The sequence below is a fragment of the Bradyrhizobium sp. NBAIM18 genome, from assembly GCF_020193825.1.
In the GTDB taxonomy this organism is placed as follows: domain Bacteria; phylum Pseudomonadota; class Alphaproteobacteria; order Rhizobiales; family Xanthobacteraceae; genus Bradyrhizobium; species Bradyrhizobium yuanmingense.
The window spans coordinates 172,135-190,040 of the sequence record NZ_JADYVO010000008.1; the positions used below are offsets into that span (position 1 = coordinate 172,135).

17 protein-coding genes are annotated in these 17,906 nt (G+C 64.2%); 3 read left to right on the forward strand and 14 right to left on the reverse strand.

From position 1 onward, the window contains the following. The first annotated feature begins 188 nt into the window (after window positions 1–188). Window positions 189–800, forward strand: coding sequence for an acetyltransferase (locus tag I6F17_RS19905; protein ID WP_225130449.1), 612 nt, complete (start codon window positions 189–191; stop codon window positions 798–800). Here the strand turns inward: I6F17_RS19905 and neuB are convergent. The 7 genes from neuB to I6F17_RS19940 form a co-directional block, all read right to left on the reverse strand. Next, window positions 797–1,867 carry an N-acetylneuraminate synthase gene (gene neuB / locus I6F17_RS19910; protein ID WP_225130450.1) on the reverse strand — a complete coding sequence of 357 codons (1,071 nt, stop codon included), beginning with the start codon at window positions 1,865–1,867 and terminating at the stop codon, window positions 797–799. The genes I6F17_RS19905 and neuB overlap by 4 nt on opposite strands. Beyond that, on the reverse strand, window positions 1,864–3,042 hold the full coding sequence (gene neuC, locus I6F17_RS19915; RefSeq protein WP_225130452.1) for a UDP-N-acetylglucosamine 2-epimerase: 1,179 nt from the start codon (window positions 3,040–3,042) through the stop codon (window positions 1,864–1,866). Before neuC ends, neuB begins: the two co-directional genes overlap by 4 nt. Next, entirely contained in the window at window positions 3,035–4,261 is a 1,227-nt protein-coding gene (locus tag I6F17_RS19920; RefSeq protein WP_225130453.1) for a LegC family aminotransferase, read from the reverse strand. The genes neuC and I6F17_RS19920 overlap by 8 nt, the downstream gene beginning before the upstream one ends. Further along, window positions 4,254–5,273: an NAD-dependent 4,6-dehydratase LegB gene (locus I6F17_RS19925; protein ID WP_225130456.1), complete on the reverse strand. Its 1,020-nt coding sequence runs from the start codon at window positions 5,271–5,273 to the stop codon at window positions 4,254–4,256. The genes I6F17_RS19920 and I6F17_RS19925 overlap by 8 nt, the downstream gene beginning before the upstream one ends. Before the next feature lie 134 nt (window positions 5,274–5,407). Then, a complete protein-coding gene (locus tag I6F17_RS19930) occupies window positions 5,408–6,610 on the reverse strand; it encodes an HAD-IIIA family hydrolase (RefSeq protein ID WP_225130458.1) in 1,203 nt (400 codons plus the stop codon). Beyond that, window positions 6,604–6,924: a hypothetical protein gene (locus I6F17_RS19935; protein ID WP_225130460.1), complete on the reverse strand. Its 321-nt coding sequence runs from the start codon at window positions 6,922–6,924 to the stop codon at window positions 6,604–6,606. The genes I6F17_RS19930 and I6F17_RS19935 overlap by 7 nt, the downstream gene beginning before the upstream one ends. 51 nt (window positions 6,925–6,975) lie before the next feature. Continuing rightward, entirely contained in the window at window positions 6,976–7,860 is an 885-nt protein-coding gene (locus I6F17_RS19940) for a class I SAM-dependent methyltransferase (RefSeq protein WP_225130462.1), read from the reverse strand. A gap of 444 nt (window positions 7,861–8,304) precedes the next feature. Between I6F17_RS19940 and I6F17_RS19945 the strand changes: the two genes are divergently transcribed. After that, window positions 8,305–9,162 (forward strand): hypothetical protein, encoded by an 858-nt coding sequence (locus tag I6F17_RS19945; protein ID WP_157784013.1) that lies wholly within the window; start codon window positions 8,305–8,307, stop codon window positions 9,160–9,162. Window positions 9,163–9,170: 8 nt separating this feature from the next. Continuing rightward, window positions 9,171–10,586 (forward strand): DUF6418 domain-containing protein, encoded by a 1,416-nt coding sequence (locus I6F17_RS19950; protein ID WP_225130464.1) that lies wholly within the window; start codon window positions 9,171–9,173, stop codon window positions 10,584–10,586. Between the two features lie 61 nt (window positions 10,587–10,647). On the opposite strand, the gene I6F17_RS19955 is transcribed toward I6F17_RS19950, so the two are convergent. The 7 genes from I6F17_RS19955 to I6F17_RS19985 are packed head-to-tail and all read right to left on the reverse strand — an operon-like array spanning window position 10,648 to window position 17,868. After that, window positions 10,648–11,487: an SDR family oxidoreductase gene (locus tag I6F17_RS19955; RefSeq protein WP_225130466.1), complete on the reverse strand. Its 840-nt coding sequence runs from the start codon at window positions 11,485–11,487 to the stop codon at window positions 10,648–10,650. Window positions 11,488–11,500: 13 nt separating this feature from the next. Beyond that, entirely contained in the window at window positions 11,501–12,262 is a 762-nt protein-coding gene (locus I6F17_RS19960; RefSeq protein ID WP_225130469.1) for an SDR family NAD(P)-dependent oxidoreductase, read from the reverse strand. After that, window positions 12,259–13,107 (reverse strand): TIM barrel protein, encoded by an 849-nt coding sequence (locus tag I6F17_RS19965; RefSeq protein ID WP_225130471.1) that lies wholly within the window; start codon window positions 13,105–13,107, stop codon window positions 12,259–12,261. Before I6F17_RS19965 ends, I6F17_RS19960 begins: the two co-directional genes overlap by 4 nt. Continuing rightward, window positions 13,104–13,868, reverse strand: a complete 765-nt coding sequence (locus I6F17_RS19970; protein WP_225130472.1) for an SDR family oxidoreductase — start codon at window positions 13,866–13,868, stop codon at window positions 13,104–13,106. The genes I6F17_RS19965 and I6F17_RS19970 overlap by 4 nt, the downstream gene beginning before the upstream one ends. Next, window positions 13,861–14,550, reverse strand: a complete 690-nt coding sequence (locus tag I6F17_RS19975; RefSeq protein ID WP_225130474.1) for an acylneuraminate cytidylyltransferase family protein — start codon at window positions 14,548–14,550, stop codon at window positions 13,861–13,863. The genes I6F17_RS19970 and I6F17_RS19975 overlap by 8 nt, the downstream gene beginning before the upstream one ends. Next, window positions 14,550–16,469, reverse strand: a complete 1,920-nt coding sequence (locus tag I6F17_RS19980; RefSeq protein WP_225130477.1) for an N-acetylneuraminate synthase family protein — start codon at window positions 16,467–16,469, stop codon at window positions 14,550–14,552. The genes I6F17_RS19975 and I6F17_RS19980 overlap by 1 nt, the downstream gene beginning before the upstream one ends. Before the next feature lie 22 nt (window positions 16,470–16,491). Continuing rightward, window positions 16,492–17,868: a CBS domain-containing protein gene (locus tag I6F17_RS19985; protein WP_225130478.1), complete on the reverse strand. Its 1,377-nt coding sequence runs from the start codon at window positions 17,866–17,868 to the stop codon at window positions 16,492–16,494. Window positions 17,869–17,906 lie beyond the last annotated feature (38 nt).

The following is a 17,906-nucleotide window of genomic DNA, read 5'->3' on the forward strand; positions in this document are numbered from 1 at the left end:
CCTCGTACACGCCGGATTTGTGGGCAGCCCACGGCTGAGCCTGCTATATCGCGGCTGCGAGAGGCGGCGTCAACCCCGTCAGGGGACCCGGGCTTGTCCTTGTTAATTCAAGCGTTTTCAGGCGCAATCGATCGGTTTGAAGCGCCCGGGCCCGGCCGCTAAGATCGGTGCAGCTCAGGGGAATCGCGATGGACGATCTGATCATCATCGGCGGCGGCGAACATGCCTTCATGGTCTACGAGGCAGCGCTTCTGTCGGGCCAGTTCAACGTCATCGGTTTCCTCGATCGCCAGCCGGGAACGTTGGGCGATGCGCGCTATCTCGGAACCGATGATGTTGCGCCGAACTATCCCGATGCCGCCTTCGTGGTCGGTGTCGGAACGATGCAGGCGGGGCCCGCGCGCCGGCAGATGATCGGCCGGCTGCAGCTGACGCGCTGGGCGTCGGTGATCCATCCGCGCGCGTTCGTCTCGCCGTCGGCAACGATCGGTCTGGGCTGCGTCATCATGCCGGGCGCGATCGTCAATGCGCGAAGCATGATCGGCCATCACTGCATCATCAATTCGGGCGCGGTCGTCGAGCACGACGTGCGCATTGGACACTACACCCATCTCTCGCCGGGAACGGTGGTCGGCGGCGGCGTCGAGATCGGCGACAATTGCTTCGTCGGGCTCGGCAGCCGTGTCCGCGATCACATTTCCATCGGCAACGATACGCTGGTCGCGATGGGCTCTGTCGTCACGGGCTCATGGCCGTCCGGCTCGGTGCTGAGCGGGGTTCCTGCCAAGCCTCGCCGCTAGACCGGATCATCCGGCTCGAGCGCCCGCGGTGCTGCGGTTCCGATCAGGGACCAGTACTCGATCGGCGACCGCCCCGTGCCCGGCCGCTTGGTGGTGATGTCGGCCGGGCCGATGATCTCGCCGGCCTTCAGTGCGCGTGCCGCCACGATGCTCTTGCGCGCCACCGGCACATTCCCGACCTCGGACTCCCTCGGTGCCTTAACGCCGTCGCCGAGCGCGGCCTCGACATTGCGGATGGCGCCGACCATCCGCTTGAAATCATCAGGTTCGAGCGAGGCCGCGTGGTCGGGACCGGGCGCGCTGCGATCCAGCGTCAGGTGCTTCTCGATGACCGCCGCGCCGAGCGCGACCGCGGCGACCGAAACCTCGAAACCGTCAGTGTGATCGGAATAGCCGACCGGAAGCTGGAACGCCGACCGCATCGTCGCCATCGCAGCGAGGTTCACATCGGCGATGGGGCAGGGATATTCGGTCGTGCAATGGAGCAGGCTGACGTGCCGCGCCAGCGCGGCGCGCGCTGCCGGATCGCGCCACGCTGCGCGGAAAGATGCGAGGCCCGCAGCATCGTTGCGCTGCGCATAGCCGTGCGCCAATACGCCGAGGGCTTCCTCGATCTCGCTGAGCGTCGCCATGCCGGTCGACAGGATCAGCGTCGCACCGGCCCTCGCTGCGGCGTGCAGCAGCGGGGCATTGGTGAGATCGCCCGACCCGATCTTGATGCGCGGCAGTTTGAGCGACAGCAGAAAGGCGAGCGAAGCGTCGTCGAACGGTGTCGACAGAAACGCGATGCCGCGCTCCTCGGCGCGCGCGATCAGCGTATGATGCGCAGCCTGGGGCAGCTCGAGACGTTCCAGCATGGCGAGCTGGCTCTCGGCGGCGTCCGTCGTGCGCTGCTGGTAGCCGGCCTTCTTCGCCGCTCCGCCCGCCAGCGCCTTTGCATTGAAGGTCTGGAACTTGACGATGTCGGCACCGGCATCGGCTGCCGCATCGACCAGGGCCAGTGCCTTGTCCAGGCTGCCGTCGTGATTGACGCCGGCCTCCGCGATGATCAGCGTGTGTCTCGTCATGGCCGCGCTCCGTTTGCGGGAGCTTCGTAGAAGCCCTTCTTCAGGAGCTGGCCGAAATCCGGGATGGCCGCGATGATGTCGGCAAAGCGCCGGCTGGAATTGCCGTCGCCATAGGGATTGACGGTGTCCTTGCGGCCCCGCTCAAGCGCTTGCGAGATCGCCGCGGCGATCGCGCCGCGCTCGGGCGTGGCGTGAAATACCGAGTCGGCGCGCTCGCGCCCCTTCTGACGGTCGCCGATATCCACCGTCGGAACACCGAATGACGGCGCTTCGAGGATGCCGCTCGACGAATTGCCGATCACGACGTCCACCTGGCTCATCAGGCTGAGATAGCGGAGCTGCCCGAGCGAGGCGACCGCGATCGTGTTCGGCCGGCCGGCCGCGAAGGCCTTGGTCCGGTCGTTCAGCGCGCGCCCTTCGGCATCGGCATTGGCGAGCGTGAAGATGAGGCGAAAGCCGGGATCGAGCCTCGACAGCGCCGCGAACAGCTCGTCCAGCTCGGCCACCGAGCGTCCGGCCTCGACCGTCACCGGATGGAACGTCACGAGCGCATTGCGTTCGCCGAGCGGCATCCCGATCGCGTTGCCGATGTCGTCGCGGTTCATCAGATCGAGATGCTTGATGGCGTCGATGCCGACCGAGCCGATGGTGTGGATACGGGTTGGGTGCTCGCCAAGCTGCATCAAGCGCCGCGTCGAGTCCTGATTGCTGGTGAAATGCAGATGCGACATCTTGCTGATGGCGTGGCGGACGGATTCGTCGACCGCGCCTTCGGTGACGTCGCCGCCGAACAGATGCGCCATCGGCAGCCGCATGAACATCGCGGCCTGGGCGGCCGCGAACATCTCGAAGCGGTCGCCGAGCACGACGACGAGATCCGGTTGCAGCCGCGTGAACGCGTCGGCAAAGCCGATCACGCCGAGCCCGACCGATTTTGCAACGCCCGCGCCGGTGTCGCTGGCAAGCAGCGTCTCGATGCGCTCGTCGACCTCGAAGCCCCCGTCGCGGATGGCGTTGAAGGTGTAGCCGAACTCGGGCGCGAGATGCATACCGGTGGCGATGAGCTGGAGCCTCAAGCCTGACGTCTCGCGGATCGCGCGCATCGGCCAGACCAGCAGCCCGAAATCGGCCCGGCTGCCGGTGACGAAGCAGATCTTTCGCGTGCCGCTATTCATCGCGGGCTCTGATGCTGGCGCTGCTCGGCAGGTTGATCAGGCGGCGCTCGATCGACTCGGCGGTGGCGAGATCGCCGCGCGGGCTGTCCGAGAACATCGGCAGGCGGTGCATCAGGGTCCAGGCCGGCCGCGCGCCGAAGCCGGCTTCGTTCAGCGCCGTCAGCAGGTCGTCCCGCCGTCCGGCATGGGCCTCGTCGAGAAGGATCGCGTTCAGCCAGTAATTGCTCGTGGTGCCCTCGGGCTCGCGCGAGAAGCATACGCCGGGAACGTCCGCAAAGACGCGCTCATAGGCCGCAGCCAGCCTGCGCTTGCTTGCCAGGAAACCGTCGAGCTGCTCGAGCTGGGCGCAGCCGAGCGCGGCATTCAGGTTGGGCAGGCGGTAGTTGAAGCCGATCTCGTCGTGCACGAAGGCCCATTTGTGCGGCAGCTTCGCGGTGGTGGTGAGATGCTTGGCGCGGCGTCCGAGCTCCTCGTCGTTGGTGAGGATGGCGCCGCCGCCGCCTGTGGTGACGATCTTGTTGCCATTGAAACTCAGCGCCGCGAGCCGCGCCTGCGATCCGACGGCGTGACCCTTGTAGGTCGAGCCCAAGGATTCCGCGGCGTCCTCCACCAGTGCGATGCCCCAGTCGCGGGCGATCGCGGCGATCTCGTCGAGCTCGACGGGATGCCCGAACGTGTGCATCGGCGAGATCGCAGCGATGCGGCGTCCTGTCTCGCGATTGACCGCGCCCTTTGGCGTTCGCTCGGCAATCCTCTCGAGCCGCGCGGCGAGGGCGCGCGGGTCCATGCCGAGCGTGGCGAAGGAGCTGTCGACGAAATGCGGCACCGCCCCACAATAGGCGATCGCGTTCGTGGTCGCGATGAAGGTCAGCGCCGGCGAGATGACCTCGTCGCCGGGCTCGACGCCGGCGAGGCGGAAGCAGGCGTGCAATGCCGCCGTGCCGTTGACGACGGCGACCGCGCGTTTGGCGCCCGTCACCTCCTCCAGCATCCGCTCGAAGCGGTCGACGAACGGGCCGACCGAGGAGACGAAAGTGCTCTTGATGCATTCTTCGAGATAGGCGACCTCGTTGCCGGCAAACACCGGCTCGTGCAGGCCGAGGATGCCGTTGGACGTGCCTGCGGCGCGCCGGACGGCATCGACCACGGCCTTCGGATCGAAGGTGCGCGTAGAGATGTCGGATCTGGTCGCGGCCGTTCCCACAATTGCCTCAGACATTGTAGACGTCCGCCTTGTAGCGGCCGAGATTGACGGGATTGGTGAACCAGTTCACCGTCTTCACGATGCCCTGGCGCATGCCTTCGATCCCACCGAATTCCGGGGCCCAGCCGAGCTGCTGGCGCGCCTTGGAATTGTCGGCCCAGAGGCGCTCGACCTCGCTATTGGCGGGACGCAGCCGCGCCTCGTCGGTCTCGATCTCGATCGTGGTCCCCATGACGTCGGCGATCATCTGCGCGGTGGCGCCGACCGAGATCTCGAAGCCGCTACCGAGATTGATGGTCTGGCCGACGGTCTGCTCGGCCGGTGCGGTGAGTCCCGCGATCAGGCCGCGCGCGGTGTCGGTGACGAAGGAGAAGTCACGGGTCGGGCTGACGGCGCCGAGACGAATCCTGCGCTTGCCGGTCGCGATCTGGCTGATGATCGTGGGGATCACCGCACGTGCCGATTGCCGCGGTCCATAGGTGTTGAACGGCCTGATCACGACGACCGGCATGTCGAACGAGGCGTGGAACGACAGCGCCATCTGATCGGAGGCAATCTTCGAGGCCGAGTAGGGCGACTGGCCGACCAGCGGATGGCTCTCCTTGATCGGAACGGTCTGCGCCGTGCCATAGACCTCGCTGGTCGAGGTCTGCACGAACCGCCGCACGCCGGCCATGCGCGCGGCCTGGAGCACGTTCACGGTACCGCGCACATTGGTCTCGACATAGGAATCGGGCGCGACATAGGAGAAGGGGATCGCGATCAGCGCCGCCAGGTGCAGCACGTCGGTGCAGCCGTTGGCGGCTGCGATCATGAAATGCGGATCTCGGATGTCGCCGGCGACCACCTCCACGGACTTCATGATGTCGGCAGGAACGGTGTCCAGCCAGCCCCACGAGTTGAAGGAGTTGTAATAGACGATCGCCTTGACGCAGGCCCCGGCTTTCACCAGCTCCTCGACGACATGCGAACCGATGAAGCCGTCGCTGCCGGTAACGAGGACGCGGGCGTCCCTCAGATCTGCCATGCCGGACCCCAAAAGGCGATTAAGCCAGTCTTCGCAACAAGATGGCGCTATAGCATACTGGCGGTCGCGCGCAACATAGCAGCGGTGCGAAAGCTGACAAATGCCCGGGAATGCAGCAGTTTTTGACGCGCCATCTAAGTGTTGCCGGCCGCGTTCAGGCGCGCTCTTACGAACGCCTCGAGATTGCCGCCCTGGAACAAATGGCCGGGAAGTCCGGCAGCCTGCGCGGCCTCGAGGTCGCTCGGCTTGTCGCCGATCACCATGCTGCGCGCCATGTCGATGGGGAAACGCTGCGCCAGGTCGGCGATCATGCCCGGCGCCGGCTTGCGACGGTCGCTGACGCGGCAATAGCGGGCCACGGTTCCCTCGGGATGATCGGGGCAATATTCGAAGGCGTCGATATGCGCGCCGACCAGCGCCATCTGCTCCGCCATCCAGCGGTGCAGGGTGACGACGTGATGCTCCTCGTAATAGCCGCGCGCGACGCCGGATTGATTGGTGATGACGAAGGCGAAATAGCCGGCGTCGTTGACGGTCTTCACGGCCTCGCGTGACCCGTCGATCCATTCGAGCTTGTGCGTCTCGAATGTGTAGCCGGAATCATGGTTGAGCACGCCGTCGCGATCGAAGAACACGGCGGGACGCCGCAGCTTCTCGTGCAGCTCGCGATCGGCGCGCGCGAAATCGTCGGGGATGCCGATGTCGATGAAATAGCCGCGATAGGCGGTGCCGCGCAGCTCGCCGCGCGCGGCAAGGCCGGGAAACACGTCCTGTTCGAGAGAGGCGGGAAGTTTCGCGATATCGGCGAGAACGGACTTGTCGACGACGTAGATCCCGGCATTGACCGGCCCCGTGGCGCCCGCACCCGGGGCGATGAAATCGCGCACCACGTCGCCATCGAGTGCGACGCGCCCGTAGCGGTCCCCGACGACGCCGTCGCGCAATGCCATGTGAATCCGACCGTCCCGCGCACGCGCGATCAGATCAAGCAGGTTGAAGTCGAACAGCGAGTCGCCATTGAGCAGCAGGAAACGGTCGTGCAGCAGATCCCGTGCGTTCACGAGCGCGCCGCCGGTACCGAGCGGCTCGGTTTCGCGCGACACGACGATCTTTGCCCGGCCCCGCGCCGCGCCGGCGTAGTGGCTCTCGACGATGTCGGCCTTGTGGCCGGCAAGCAACAGAATCTCATCGAAGACCTGATAGCGGGCGAGTTCATCGATCAGCGTGTCGAGAAACGGCCGGCCGCCGATCTCGAGCATCGGCTTCGGCACGGATTTGGTGCGTTCGCCAAGGCGGGTGCCGAGCCCACCGACGAGGATGACGGCTTGTCTCAGCATGATTTGTCCCTCCGATGGCATGAGTGATGCAACACGACGCGCACCAGAGGGGCGATCAGGCTGCAAGTATCTGCAAGCCGCTGATCTCCTTCGGCCGGCTGCAGAGTCGTGCGTACGACCGATTTTGCACCTGTTGCGATCATTTCGTTCACGGTGTCCAGACTGGAGAACAGATAGGCGGCCGGCGCGCCGGTGGTCGCCCGGACGATGCCTATCGTATACGGGTCCGAGAGGATGTAGGTTCTGGCGGAGCCAACTGTGCCGAGCTGGATCAGGAAGAACAGCAAGGTCAGGACAAATGTGATCGTCCACATCGCGAGATCTCTAGGATGGGGCCCGTCGCAGCAGCCGAGAATTGGCGATCCTCAATTTCCTTTCGGCAGGTCAGTCGGGCGGCCAACGATCAGGGAGCCTAGCGTGAACAGATCCTCAGGAGAGAAATTTCGAAAGCGCGGTGCCAACCGTTCCAGGATCTGCTGCTCAGGTGGCCGGCGGTCTGGTTGGTCGCTGAGCAGTTCAAATCCGGCCTCTCTGAACAGCTGCAGATATTCGCTATGGCGCAAACGATTGACGTATTGGAAGCGAGATTGGAAGGGCGCCCAATCCTCGTCGGAATAGGTCAGGAAATTGAATGAGCTGATGGACGGATCGAAGCCTTTGAAGTGGTCGCCGTAGTCGATTTGCATGAGGATAAGCCCGTCAGGGCGCATGATGCGTCGCAACTCCTTCAGGATCGCCGCGATGTCGCTCTTGGGAATGTGCTCAAGCGTTTCGACCGAGACCGCGCAGTCGATCGAACCGGCTGGCAGGCCTGTCGTTCGGGCATCGGCCGGTGCGCGGTAGTCGATGTGCCAGTAACGCTCGAGGTCCTCTACGGAGTTCAAGTCGGGGTGGTCGGTCCCGCTCAGTCGAGAAATCACGGCTGCGTTGGCGCGGATCAGTTCCAGCTTGGCCAAGCGCTCGATGTCGACGGTAATGAAGCGTCGCGCCCCATGTGCACTGAAGGCGAGAGGAATGATCAGATCCCGCCCGGCGCCGAACTCGTAAAAAGTCGAATCCCGTAACGGTCGGATGCTGTACCTGTCGTGGACGCCCAGCAGCCGCTGCGCAAGCGTATAGATGGACCTGACCTGTCGTTCGGGGCGCGGCAGCCGTCGTGTGATGTAGCGCTGCAGGGCGTAATGCAGGTCTTCGCCCCAGGGAATGTTCGACAATACGGAGAACGCCCGCGCCTTTGTTTGCCAGCGCACGTCAGCATTTCCTCGCCGGAATGGCCACGATCGGAGTGATGCTGACGAGCGGTCGTTGAAGCACGGTGTAGGTCCAAGAAAGGCCGATGTTCTGCCTGTTTGAGGCAGATACCAACTCACATAGCTAGTTTCGGTCATACGGGAGCCGCAGCCCCAATGCAAGGACTGGAGCGCAGAGATGGCGGCACTCGTTCCGGTAGCAAGAGCGCCCTCATGTCCAGCGGCCGCTTGGGCGACCAAGGCTTGAGCCTGACGAAAGTCGCGGGTCACCTTTGGTGGATCAGACGGCAGGACGGACCGAGGGCGGCCAGGGCCACAATGGTTCCTCGAGAATTTGGCACAGGGGCCGATTAATCAACCATAGATTGCTTAGTATGATGTCGACCGGGCGCCCCATTCACGGTATGGAGCTTTCCGTTCATATTGTGTCCGGGACAAGAGTACATGCCCATGATCGAGCGTGCGCCCCAAGCTTCAGTTCGTCCGCAGCTTGCGAGGTGGTCCGATGTCGCTATCCGAACAGTACGGAAGCATTGGGTTCTTTCGCTCGCCATCGGAGCCATGTTGTTGGCTGCTCTCGGTTCCCTGGACGTCGGCCGAAAGGTGGAATCCTGGACCGCAAGTGCGACGATTGCACTTGGTACAATGCCCAGCCTTGACGGCCTTCTCGGCCGGTCTGCGATGACCGTCGAACGCGTAGAGAGTGCCCGTGAGCTGGTGACACGGATCGGAGGGATTCAGTTCCAAGACAGTGTACTTGCCGATGCTCGCAAGGCACTTCACGACCGCCGGGGGGCGTTCGCCGGAGCTTCGTTGCGCGGGATCGTCATAGACGATTCCATCATCCGTCTGGAGGCAAGTTCCGCCTCGAAGGAGGAGGCGCTGATCCTGCTTCAACAGGCCGTTGCCGCAATCCAGGCCGTTCATCAGAAATTGCTTGAACCGAGAATGGAATTGTTGCGTTCCGTGCGCGACAGCCTTCAAGATGCAAAGGTGCGCCTGAGCGATTCGCTCAAGAAGGGCGACATATACGTTACGCCGGCTCGGCCGGATGGCACGGCCTTGATGTCGAGCCCCGGGGGCTCAGTTGATGGAATTCTCAATGTCGAAACGCGCATTGCGTTACTGACCTATAGCGAGCGCACCGTGAGGATGACAGGCCTGCAGGATGGATCATCTCCTGTGATGGAAGGCCCCAGGGAGGTCAATCTCGTGCAAAGAGCCATTCTGGCGGGCTTGGGCATCGTCCTTTTCATTGGCCTTTTGACTTTCCTTCTGAAGCGATCGGTCCGGGTCGGGTAGAGCTGGCCATGACCCTTTTGGCTGGTGTCTCGATACTGCTCTTCATCGTTTGGTTGTTGCGCTTCAGATCGACAATTTTCCTGTGCCTCGCCTTTCTTTTGTTTACCTTCGTGTGGCGGACGATCTCCTCGTTCTACATCGATCTCTCGGGGCCCATCCTTTCGTCCCAGCTTCAGATGTTCATTGGTCCCGGCGTCATGACTGTGTTCCAGTCGATCGCCTATTTTCTGACGCTTCTTCCATTCCTCTGGGTCTTCAATGCGCAGGCGCTGGATGATTGGGCTCGGTCGGCTCCAGTTCCCGAGCCGCATCCGAGCCAATCTCAACTGACTCTGTCGGACGTCACATTCTACGTGTCGGTCCTCTTCTTGATCCTGCTTTTCGGCGCTCTGATCCAGGGGGGCGTCATTCCACTGTTCGCCAAGATCGAGCGTTGGACCTTCAACGAGCAGGCCAATTTTCTTCATCGCTTTGTGATCGAGCGAGGCGACATGGTCTGCTTCTGGTGGGGGACCATGTTCGTGGCTGAGTGGTTGCGACGGCGGCGATACGATTATCGCTTTCTGGTTTTGCTGGCTGCGATGATCTTCTACATGTTTCTCGTAGGCGGGCGCTTCTCGCCCTTCTACCGATATTGTGGATTCTTTATCATACCGTTCTCGGCGGCTTTGCTCGTTCAGGCTCGAGGCTTTGCAGGCGGACGTTCGTTAAGCTTGCTGCCTCGGATCGCCGATCGCCGCATCGTACTGGCGGGCACCGGCATCATAGCGGCGACGGTCGCGATGATTGCATTCGCGCTCTACTGGAATCTGACCAGGGTCAGAGGATACGAAGGAGAGGCCGCGCGGGGCGCTTTCGTGGAGCGCGCTCTCGTGCAGCCGTCAGAGATAGGATGGGCGTCCTATCAGCGTGTTCTGGTCAACGGAGATTGGGATGCACGCCGTGCCTTCGATGCCCTGTTCGGGCGTCCCATCGTTGCGGGACGAAACACGACACCGCAGTTCCTGATGTCCGAAACGATCGGTGAGCCACGGACGACGGAGCACATCACGGGCGGGTTTCAATTCGCAGGTGGATTTCCTGAAATCTTTTTCGAGCTGTTTGGTCCCTATTTTAGCTGGTTCTTTCTGCTGGGAGCCGGCTGGCTCACGGCGCTCATTTCCGCGATCATGATCCGCTCAATCGTTGCCGGGCGATATCTGACGGCAATGCTGTCGTTCTATGTGCTGTATGGCTTCTACGTCATGTACATCGGGGGCATGCTGAACTTTGCGGCGACGCCGACATATTGGATCAAAATTGCCGCGCTGTTCGCCGCGATCATTCTGGAGGAGCGTTGGCAGATGTTGGGCCGTCCCGTTCTCCCGTGGGTGCTCGCCGACAAAACTCGCTTGTTTCGCCGCTCTGCGGTTTCCAAAGTTTAGGAGCTACGTCCGGCGAGCAGCGCAGAGCGGTGTCGCTTTCGTCGTGAGCGGCGCGCCGCGGCTACCACACGCTTCGACCGCCATCCATCACCAGGTTCTGCCCGGTCATGTAGCTCGAGGCATCCGAGCACAGGAACTGCACCGCGGCGCGGTACTCGTCGACCTCGGCCATGCGGCCCATCGGGATCAGGCGCGTCAGTCGCTCGACGAAGGCCGGATCCTGGTTGTTGAAGACCCCGCCCGGCGAGATCGCGTTGACGCGGACGCCGTGATCGGCCCAGTACGTCGCCAGATATTTCGTCAGCCCGATCAACCCGTGCTTGATCACGGAGTAGGTCACCGGCTTCACCGGCTGCTCCTCCTCGCGCGTCACCTGCGGTTGGCGATAGAGCCGCTGGTCCGGCGCGATCACGCCGAGATCGGAGGCGATGTTGAGGATCACACCGTGGCCACGCGATGCCATTGCACCGCCGAACACCTGAGCGCATAGCATCGCGCCGGTCAGGCCCACGGCGATCTCGGTCTGCCATTGCGGCACCGGAAACGCCTCGAAGCGGGAGGAATGCATCACGCCGGGTGCGGAGGTCACCTTGGGATCGATGGCCGCGTTGTTGACGAGGATGTCGACGGAGACGCCGCGGCCGGAAAGCTGCTCGTGCGCAGCGCGCACCGAATCGAGTGTGGTGACGTCGATCGCAAGCGCGATCAGGTCGGCGGACGGCGCATTCTGCTTGAGTGCGGCAACGGCGGCTTCGGCCTGCGCAAGTCCGACGTCGGTCACGACGACGCGCGCGCCGGCCTCGGAGAGCGCGGCGACATGCTGCCGGCCGAGCAGGCCGCCTGCACCGGTCACGAGAGCGGTGCGGCCGGTCAGGTCATAGCGCGAGGACGGGCTTGCCATCGGGAGCTCCTGTTCAGCCGCGCAATTGGCCGCCGTCGGCGACCATGACGCTGCCGGTAATGAACGCCGCGCGCGGCGAGGCGAGGAATGCGACGAGGTCGGCGATCTCTTCCGGCTTGCCGAGCCGGCGCAGTGCCACCTCGCGAACAAGCATGTCCTCGACCGCGGCCCTGTTCTCGGCGAGCTTGCGCGCCCAGGTGCCGTCGGCGGCGAGGATGTTGCCGGGCGCGACCGCATTGATGCGGATGCCCTCGAGCGCCAGCGGGCGTGCCAGCCCGCGCACGGTGGCGTTCAGCGCCGCCTTCGCGGCATAGTAGGTGACGGGCGCGCCCAGCGCCGCCATGCCGGCGATCGAGGAGATACAGACGATCGACCGGTCGCCGCTGCCGCGCGCCATCAGCGGCCGTGCAGCCTCGATCATGTTGGTCGTGGCGAAGAAATTGAGATCCATCACCCGCGACCATTCCGCCGCATTTTCCTGCCCCGGCGGCACGGAAGCGCCGCTCCCGACGTTGCAGACGAGGATGTCGAGGCGCCCCCACTGCCGTTCGACCTCGTGCAGCAGCCCCGCTGCGGCAGCCGGATCGGTGACATCGGCCACGTGGACCGACGTGCTGCCGCCGACCGTAGCCCGCGCGGCATCGAGCGCATCTGCGCCGCGAGCGGCGAGCGCGACTCTGGCGCCTTCTGCTGCGAGCGTCGTCGCAATCGCGAGCCCGATGCCACGGCTGGCGCCGGTGACGAGCGCGACGCGATCCTCCAGCTCGAGCCTCATCGCGCGGCATCCTCGATCCAGCGGACCGTCATGTCGCGATATTTCGCCAGCGCGCCGGCATGATCGCCATCGCTAGCCCGCGCGGTTTGCAGGATGTACTGTCCCTTGTAGCCAGAGCGTTCGATCAGCCGGATCGTCTTGGCGAGATCGGCGTTGCCGGTGCCGAGCGGCACGGTGGTGCCGCCGCGCACGCGGTCCTTGACATGGACGTTGAGAATGCGGGGCGCGTAGCCCTCGATCTCCTCGGCGCTGTCGTAGCCCAGCGAAGCGCTGTTGCCGCTGTCGTAGTTGATGCCGAAAACCTCGGCCGGAAACGCCTCCATGAAGCGGGCGAGGTCGCGCGGCGGCAGATCGGACTCGAAGACGATCTTGACGTTCTGTCTCACGAGCTGTTCACGGCGGGCGATCAGCACCCGCTTGAGCGTGTCGCTCTCGCTCTCGCGCTCGATCTTGCCGTTGTCGACCAGCGGGACCACGATGAACGCGATGCCGATGCGGCTGCAGGCGGCAATCAGGAGATCGAGATCGTTGACGAGAGCATCGCGCACGACCGCATCGACCTTCCAGAACGGTGCTTGCATGAAGCAATCGCCGGTCAGGCTCGGGATGCGCACGCCGTTTTCGCGTGCCAGCGTCAGAATCTCCTGCTGTCCCGGCTCGGTCATCAGCGGGTTCTCGCGTAGCCGTTCCTGGTCGATGGTCCATTCCATCCGGGTCAGGCCGAGCGCCTTGGCGCGGGGAAATTCCTCCCGCCATTCGTTCCACGGGAACGCCTGGATCTTGCCGTCGACCAGGGCCGACAGGCGTCCCTGCATGAAGCCGATGCGTTCGAGCGTTGCGGTCACGATGTGCTATCCGAACTGATGGCGAGGCCCTTGGCGATCCAGCCGCCGTCGACAAAGATTTCCTGGCCGGTCACATAGGCGGAGGCTTCGGAGGCCAGAAAAACGGCGGCACCCACCATGTCGGCGGGTTGCCCCCAGCGGCCGAGCATGGTGTGGCGGCGCCGATCCTCGTGCATGACGGGGTCGGCATAGCTCTTCGCGGTCATCTCGGTCGCGACGTAGCCCGGCGCAAGTGCGTTGACGCGGATGCCGTCCGGTGCGTAATCGGCGGCCAGAGCGCGCGTCAGCCCGGCAAGACCCGCCTTTGCCGCGACGTAGCCGGGATTGCCGGGGAAGCCGCGCACAGAATTGATGCTGGTGACGTTGACGATCGCCGCCGAGCCCGCGTTCTTCAGGAGCGGATAGGCGGCGAGGATGGTGGCATAGACGCCGGTGAGATCGGTTGCGACCGTGGCACGGAAGCGTGCTAGCTCGCTTTCGCCGCCTTGGGCCGGAAGACTGATGCCGGCGGCGTTCACGAGTGCGTCGATCCGATTGCCTTTTGCCGCGATGCTGCGGAATGCGCCTTCGATCGCGCTGTCGTCGGAGAGGTCGCAGGCAATGGCGGTGACGCCCTGCGGCGCGGTTCCGGACCGGCTGAGGCCGAACACGGTGGCTCCGGCATCCTTGAGGCCGCTCGCGATCGCCGCGCCAATGCCGCGCGAGGCGCCGGTGACCACCGCGATCTTGCCTGCGAGCGAGAAGGCGCTGAGATCAGGCATAGCCGTAACTGCGCATGATGGCGGCGCAAAGCTTGACGTCCTCGGGGCGGTCGATCTGGAACATCTTGTGACGATCCATGACGTGGAAGCCGATCTTGCCGCCGAGACGATTGTTCTGCTCGCGCAGGAGGGATGGGATCAGGACGTAGAACGAGCCGTTCTCGAGGTAGCGCTTCTCGATCTGCTGGCGCATGCGGCGGTTGCGATAGTCGTAATTGATCGGCTCCGGGCCGTTCGCGCCGATCCGCCAGTTGAAGTAGTCCTCGACTTCGCAGACCGACAGCAGGCTGTCGAGATGGCCGCGATCGAAGGTCTCAAGTGCGTTCTCGATGTCGCCGGGCTCGCGGATCGGCGATGTGGCCTGAAGCGCGACCACGCGCTCGAACCGGCCCAGTTGCGCCTCGGTCGCATCGAGGGCATGCAGCCAGGCGGATTCGGAGGAGGCGAGGTCGCCCGAAATGTCGTCCGGACGCCGAACGCCGACCGCGCCGGCGGCCTCGGCCGCGGCGAGGATCGCCTCGCTGTCCGACGAGACCGCCACCACGTCGACGCCGCGCGCCGCGCGGGCCTGTTCGACAGTCCAGGCGATCAGGGGCTTGCCGCAGAGATCGAGCAGGTTCTTGTGCGGGATGCCCTTGGAGCCGCCGCGCGCGGCGATCACGGCCAGCGTCTTGCGCGCCATCAGATGTGTCCCTCCAGACGCTCGAGCGCGGTCCAGAAGCCTTCGCCCATGTTCTTGTGGCCCTGCCATATTTCGGGAATGAACGATGCCGTCGGTGCATGCTTGCGCAACACCTGTCCGATCTCGTCGAAATCGATCTCGCCTTCGCCGATCTGAAGACCTTCGCCGTCGAGGCCCTTGGCGTCTCCGAAATGCAGGTGCGCGGTGTGCGGCCCGAGCTGGGCGAGGCCTTGCGCGAAGTCGAAGCCGAAATGATTGGCGGCGAGCTTGGTGTGGGAGATATCGACGCACATGCGCAAACCATGCTTGGCGCAGAACGCGGCCGATTCCTCCGGGAAGATGAAGATGTTCTGGTGGCGCTGGCCGCCGAAATGCCAGGGGAACGGCGCCATGGTCTGCGGCGTCAGCTCGACACCCTCCATGTCGAGCTCGGTCAAGCTCTGCGCAAAGATGCGGTAGCGCTCGGCTTTCTCTTCCGGCGACAGCGGCTCGTCCATGGTGAAGCCGCCGATATTGGCCACGATGGGCGGACGCTTGGTCTTGGGGAAGAACTTCTTCAGGCCGCGGGTGATGTCGATGACCGCCTGCGTCTGCTCCAGCGAGTAGCGCCGCAGCGCCTCGTCGGGCGTTGCGAGGTCCATCAGCTTGGAGCCGGCAAACAGCTCCGGCGCATGCACCACGAAACCGAGATCATAGGTGCCCGACAGATAGGCTGCCGGATCGCGCTCCATGTCGCTGTAGCTGAGATGGAATTCGATGATGTCGGGCTCGCAGATTTCCAAGAAGCGTTCGGTATCGTGATAGCGCACCGGAACGCCCCAGGGGCGGTCGAAGCGGTAGCGCCGCGCCTTCGCGGCGCCTTCATTGAGGTCGCTCTGGAAGAAATAGTCGTCGGCCGCCATCGTTCGCGTCAGCTTGCGGCCGAGCAGCGCCGGCATCTTCAGCGGCGACAGGCCCTGTCCCGGGCTCTTCACGGCGATGTCGCTTTCGGAGATCACGGTGCCGGCCGACAGGTCGCGCGCGGCCACCAGGCTCTTGGCGAGGTTTTCGCGGTTGATCAGCTCACCCTGGCTCAGCGCGCGTTCGGCGAGCTTCTCGCCGCGGGCCGCTTCCACCTCGCGAATGCCGGAGACGAGCGCCTTGAATTCCTCCGGCTCGAGACTTGCGGCATGGTCCGGCCCCTCCATCTCGCGATCGAGCGTGATGTGGCGCTCGATGACGACGGCGCCCAGCGCGACGGCGGCCGTCGAAACGGCAATGCCGCGCTCGTGGCCGGAATAGCCGACGACCGGATGGATCTCGCGCAGCGTTTCCATGAAACGCAAATGGATGTTGTGGAGCGCGGCCGGGTAGGTGCTCTGGCAATGCAGCAGCACATAGCTGGCATTGCGGTCGTCGAGGAACTTTGCCGCGGCCTTGATCTCGTCCGTCGTGCTCATGCCGGTCGAGACGATCAGCGTCTTTCCGGTGGCGGTGAGGCGGGCGAGCAGCGGCAGGTTGGTGAGGTCGGCGGACGCGACCTTGTAGGCCTCTACGCCGAAGCTTTCGAGCACGGCGACGCTCTTGGCGTCCCAGGGCGTGCAGAGGTACTCGACGCCCTTGGCTGCGCAATATTCGGCGATCTTCTTTTGCTGCGCGGTCGGCAGCTCGAAGCGGCGCAGAAGATCGAGCGTATATTCGACGGCGAGGTCGTCGTCTTTGCCGGACAGGCTCGAGGCGCGATAGACCTCGTCGAGCTTGCGCATCTGGAATTTGGCGCAATCAGCTCCGGCGGCGACCGCGGCATCGACCAGCGCAATGGCGCGGTCGAAATCGCCATTATGGTTGTTGCCGATCTCGGCGATGACGTAGCAGGGTTCGCCATCGCCCAGAAGACGGTTGCCGATGCGGACCGGAGCAGGCTGTTTGGGCGATGTCATCAACATTCTCGTCTCATATGCGTCAGGCTAGCTGGGCGGGAACACGCGATTTCCACGTCCGCAGCCCGTTCTCCTCGAACATGATGCGCGAACAGTTGTGCCCCTGCTGTTCCAGCGCCGCGATCAGCTGGTAGCGTTCGAACGGGCGGACGAAGAACATGAAGTAACCGCCGCCGCCGGCGCCAAGCAACTTGCCGCCCACCGCGCCATGCTGCTTGGCAAAATCATAGATCGCGTCGATCGCGTCCGACGAGATCTTGGAGCTCAGCTTCCGCTTGGCGTGCCAAGCCTCGTCGATCAGCCGGCCGCATTCCAGCAGTTGGCCGCGCAGCAGATGCCGTCTTATGTCGCGCGTCACTTCCTTCTGCTTGGCAGCTGCGGCCACCGCGTCGCTGGTCTCGTGCTGAGCCTTCTGGTCGCGGTGAATGGCACCGGAATCGCGCCCCGCGCCGACGTAGCAGAGCACCAGGCTCTCCTCGAGCTCGGCGATGATGTTGGGATCGAGGCGGAGCGGCACGATGGTGTTCTGGTCGGAGAAGAATTCCATGTGATTGAATCCGCCGAACACGGTGGCGTACTGATCCTGCCAGCCGCCTGGGATGTTGAGCATCAGCCGCTCGGCCTGGAACGCCATCTCCGCGATCTCGTGGCGGTCCCACTGGTCGCTGCGAAATTCGTTGAAGCAGCCGATGATCGCCGACGAGACCACCGCGGAGCCGCCGAGGCCGGAGCCGACCGGGAAGTCGGCGGACACTTCGAGCTCGAATCCGTAAGTCGGCTTGATCAGGCGCACGACGGACTTGATCAGTGCGAGATCTCCGCCCGTTCCGAGCTCGGCGAGATTGTCGGCCTCGACCGTGCGGCGGAAGTCGTGCGAGTAGATCCGGATGCTGGGATCGCTCCGGCGCCGCAGCGTCGCGTGAGCGTACATCTTGATCGTGGCGCTGATGACCGCGCCGCCGTCATTCGCCACGAAGTAGTGCGTCAGGTCGGTGCCGCCGCCGGAGAAGCTGATCCGCACCGGCGAGCGGGCGCGCGCGAACACCTCGCTCTCTTCCGACAGGTTGAACAGTTCGCGGCTGAACACGTCGACCAGCCGTCCCTCGCCATCGAGGATCGGCACGACGTGGACGCGCTGGTCGAGCAGCTTGAGGATCTGCTCGCGTGGCCCGCCGGTCGGTGCCCAGACGAATTTGCGGTTGATGCAGGACACAACCCGGTCCTGGATCGTGATACCGGTGAGCATGCGCCTGCGGATGTCGCCGTCCGTCACGGCGCCGACGATTCGCCCACTCGCGTCCTGCGCGAACAGGATGCCGAGCATGTTCGCGTTCAGGCGCCGGAAGGCTTCCTCAATGGTCTCCGTCTCGGCGATCGTGACGAGGGTTCGGTCAAGCACGTTTTGGGGTCCAGAAAGGGCCGATTCCGGCCATATCG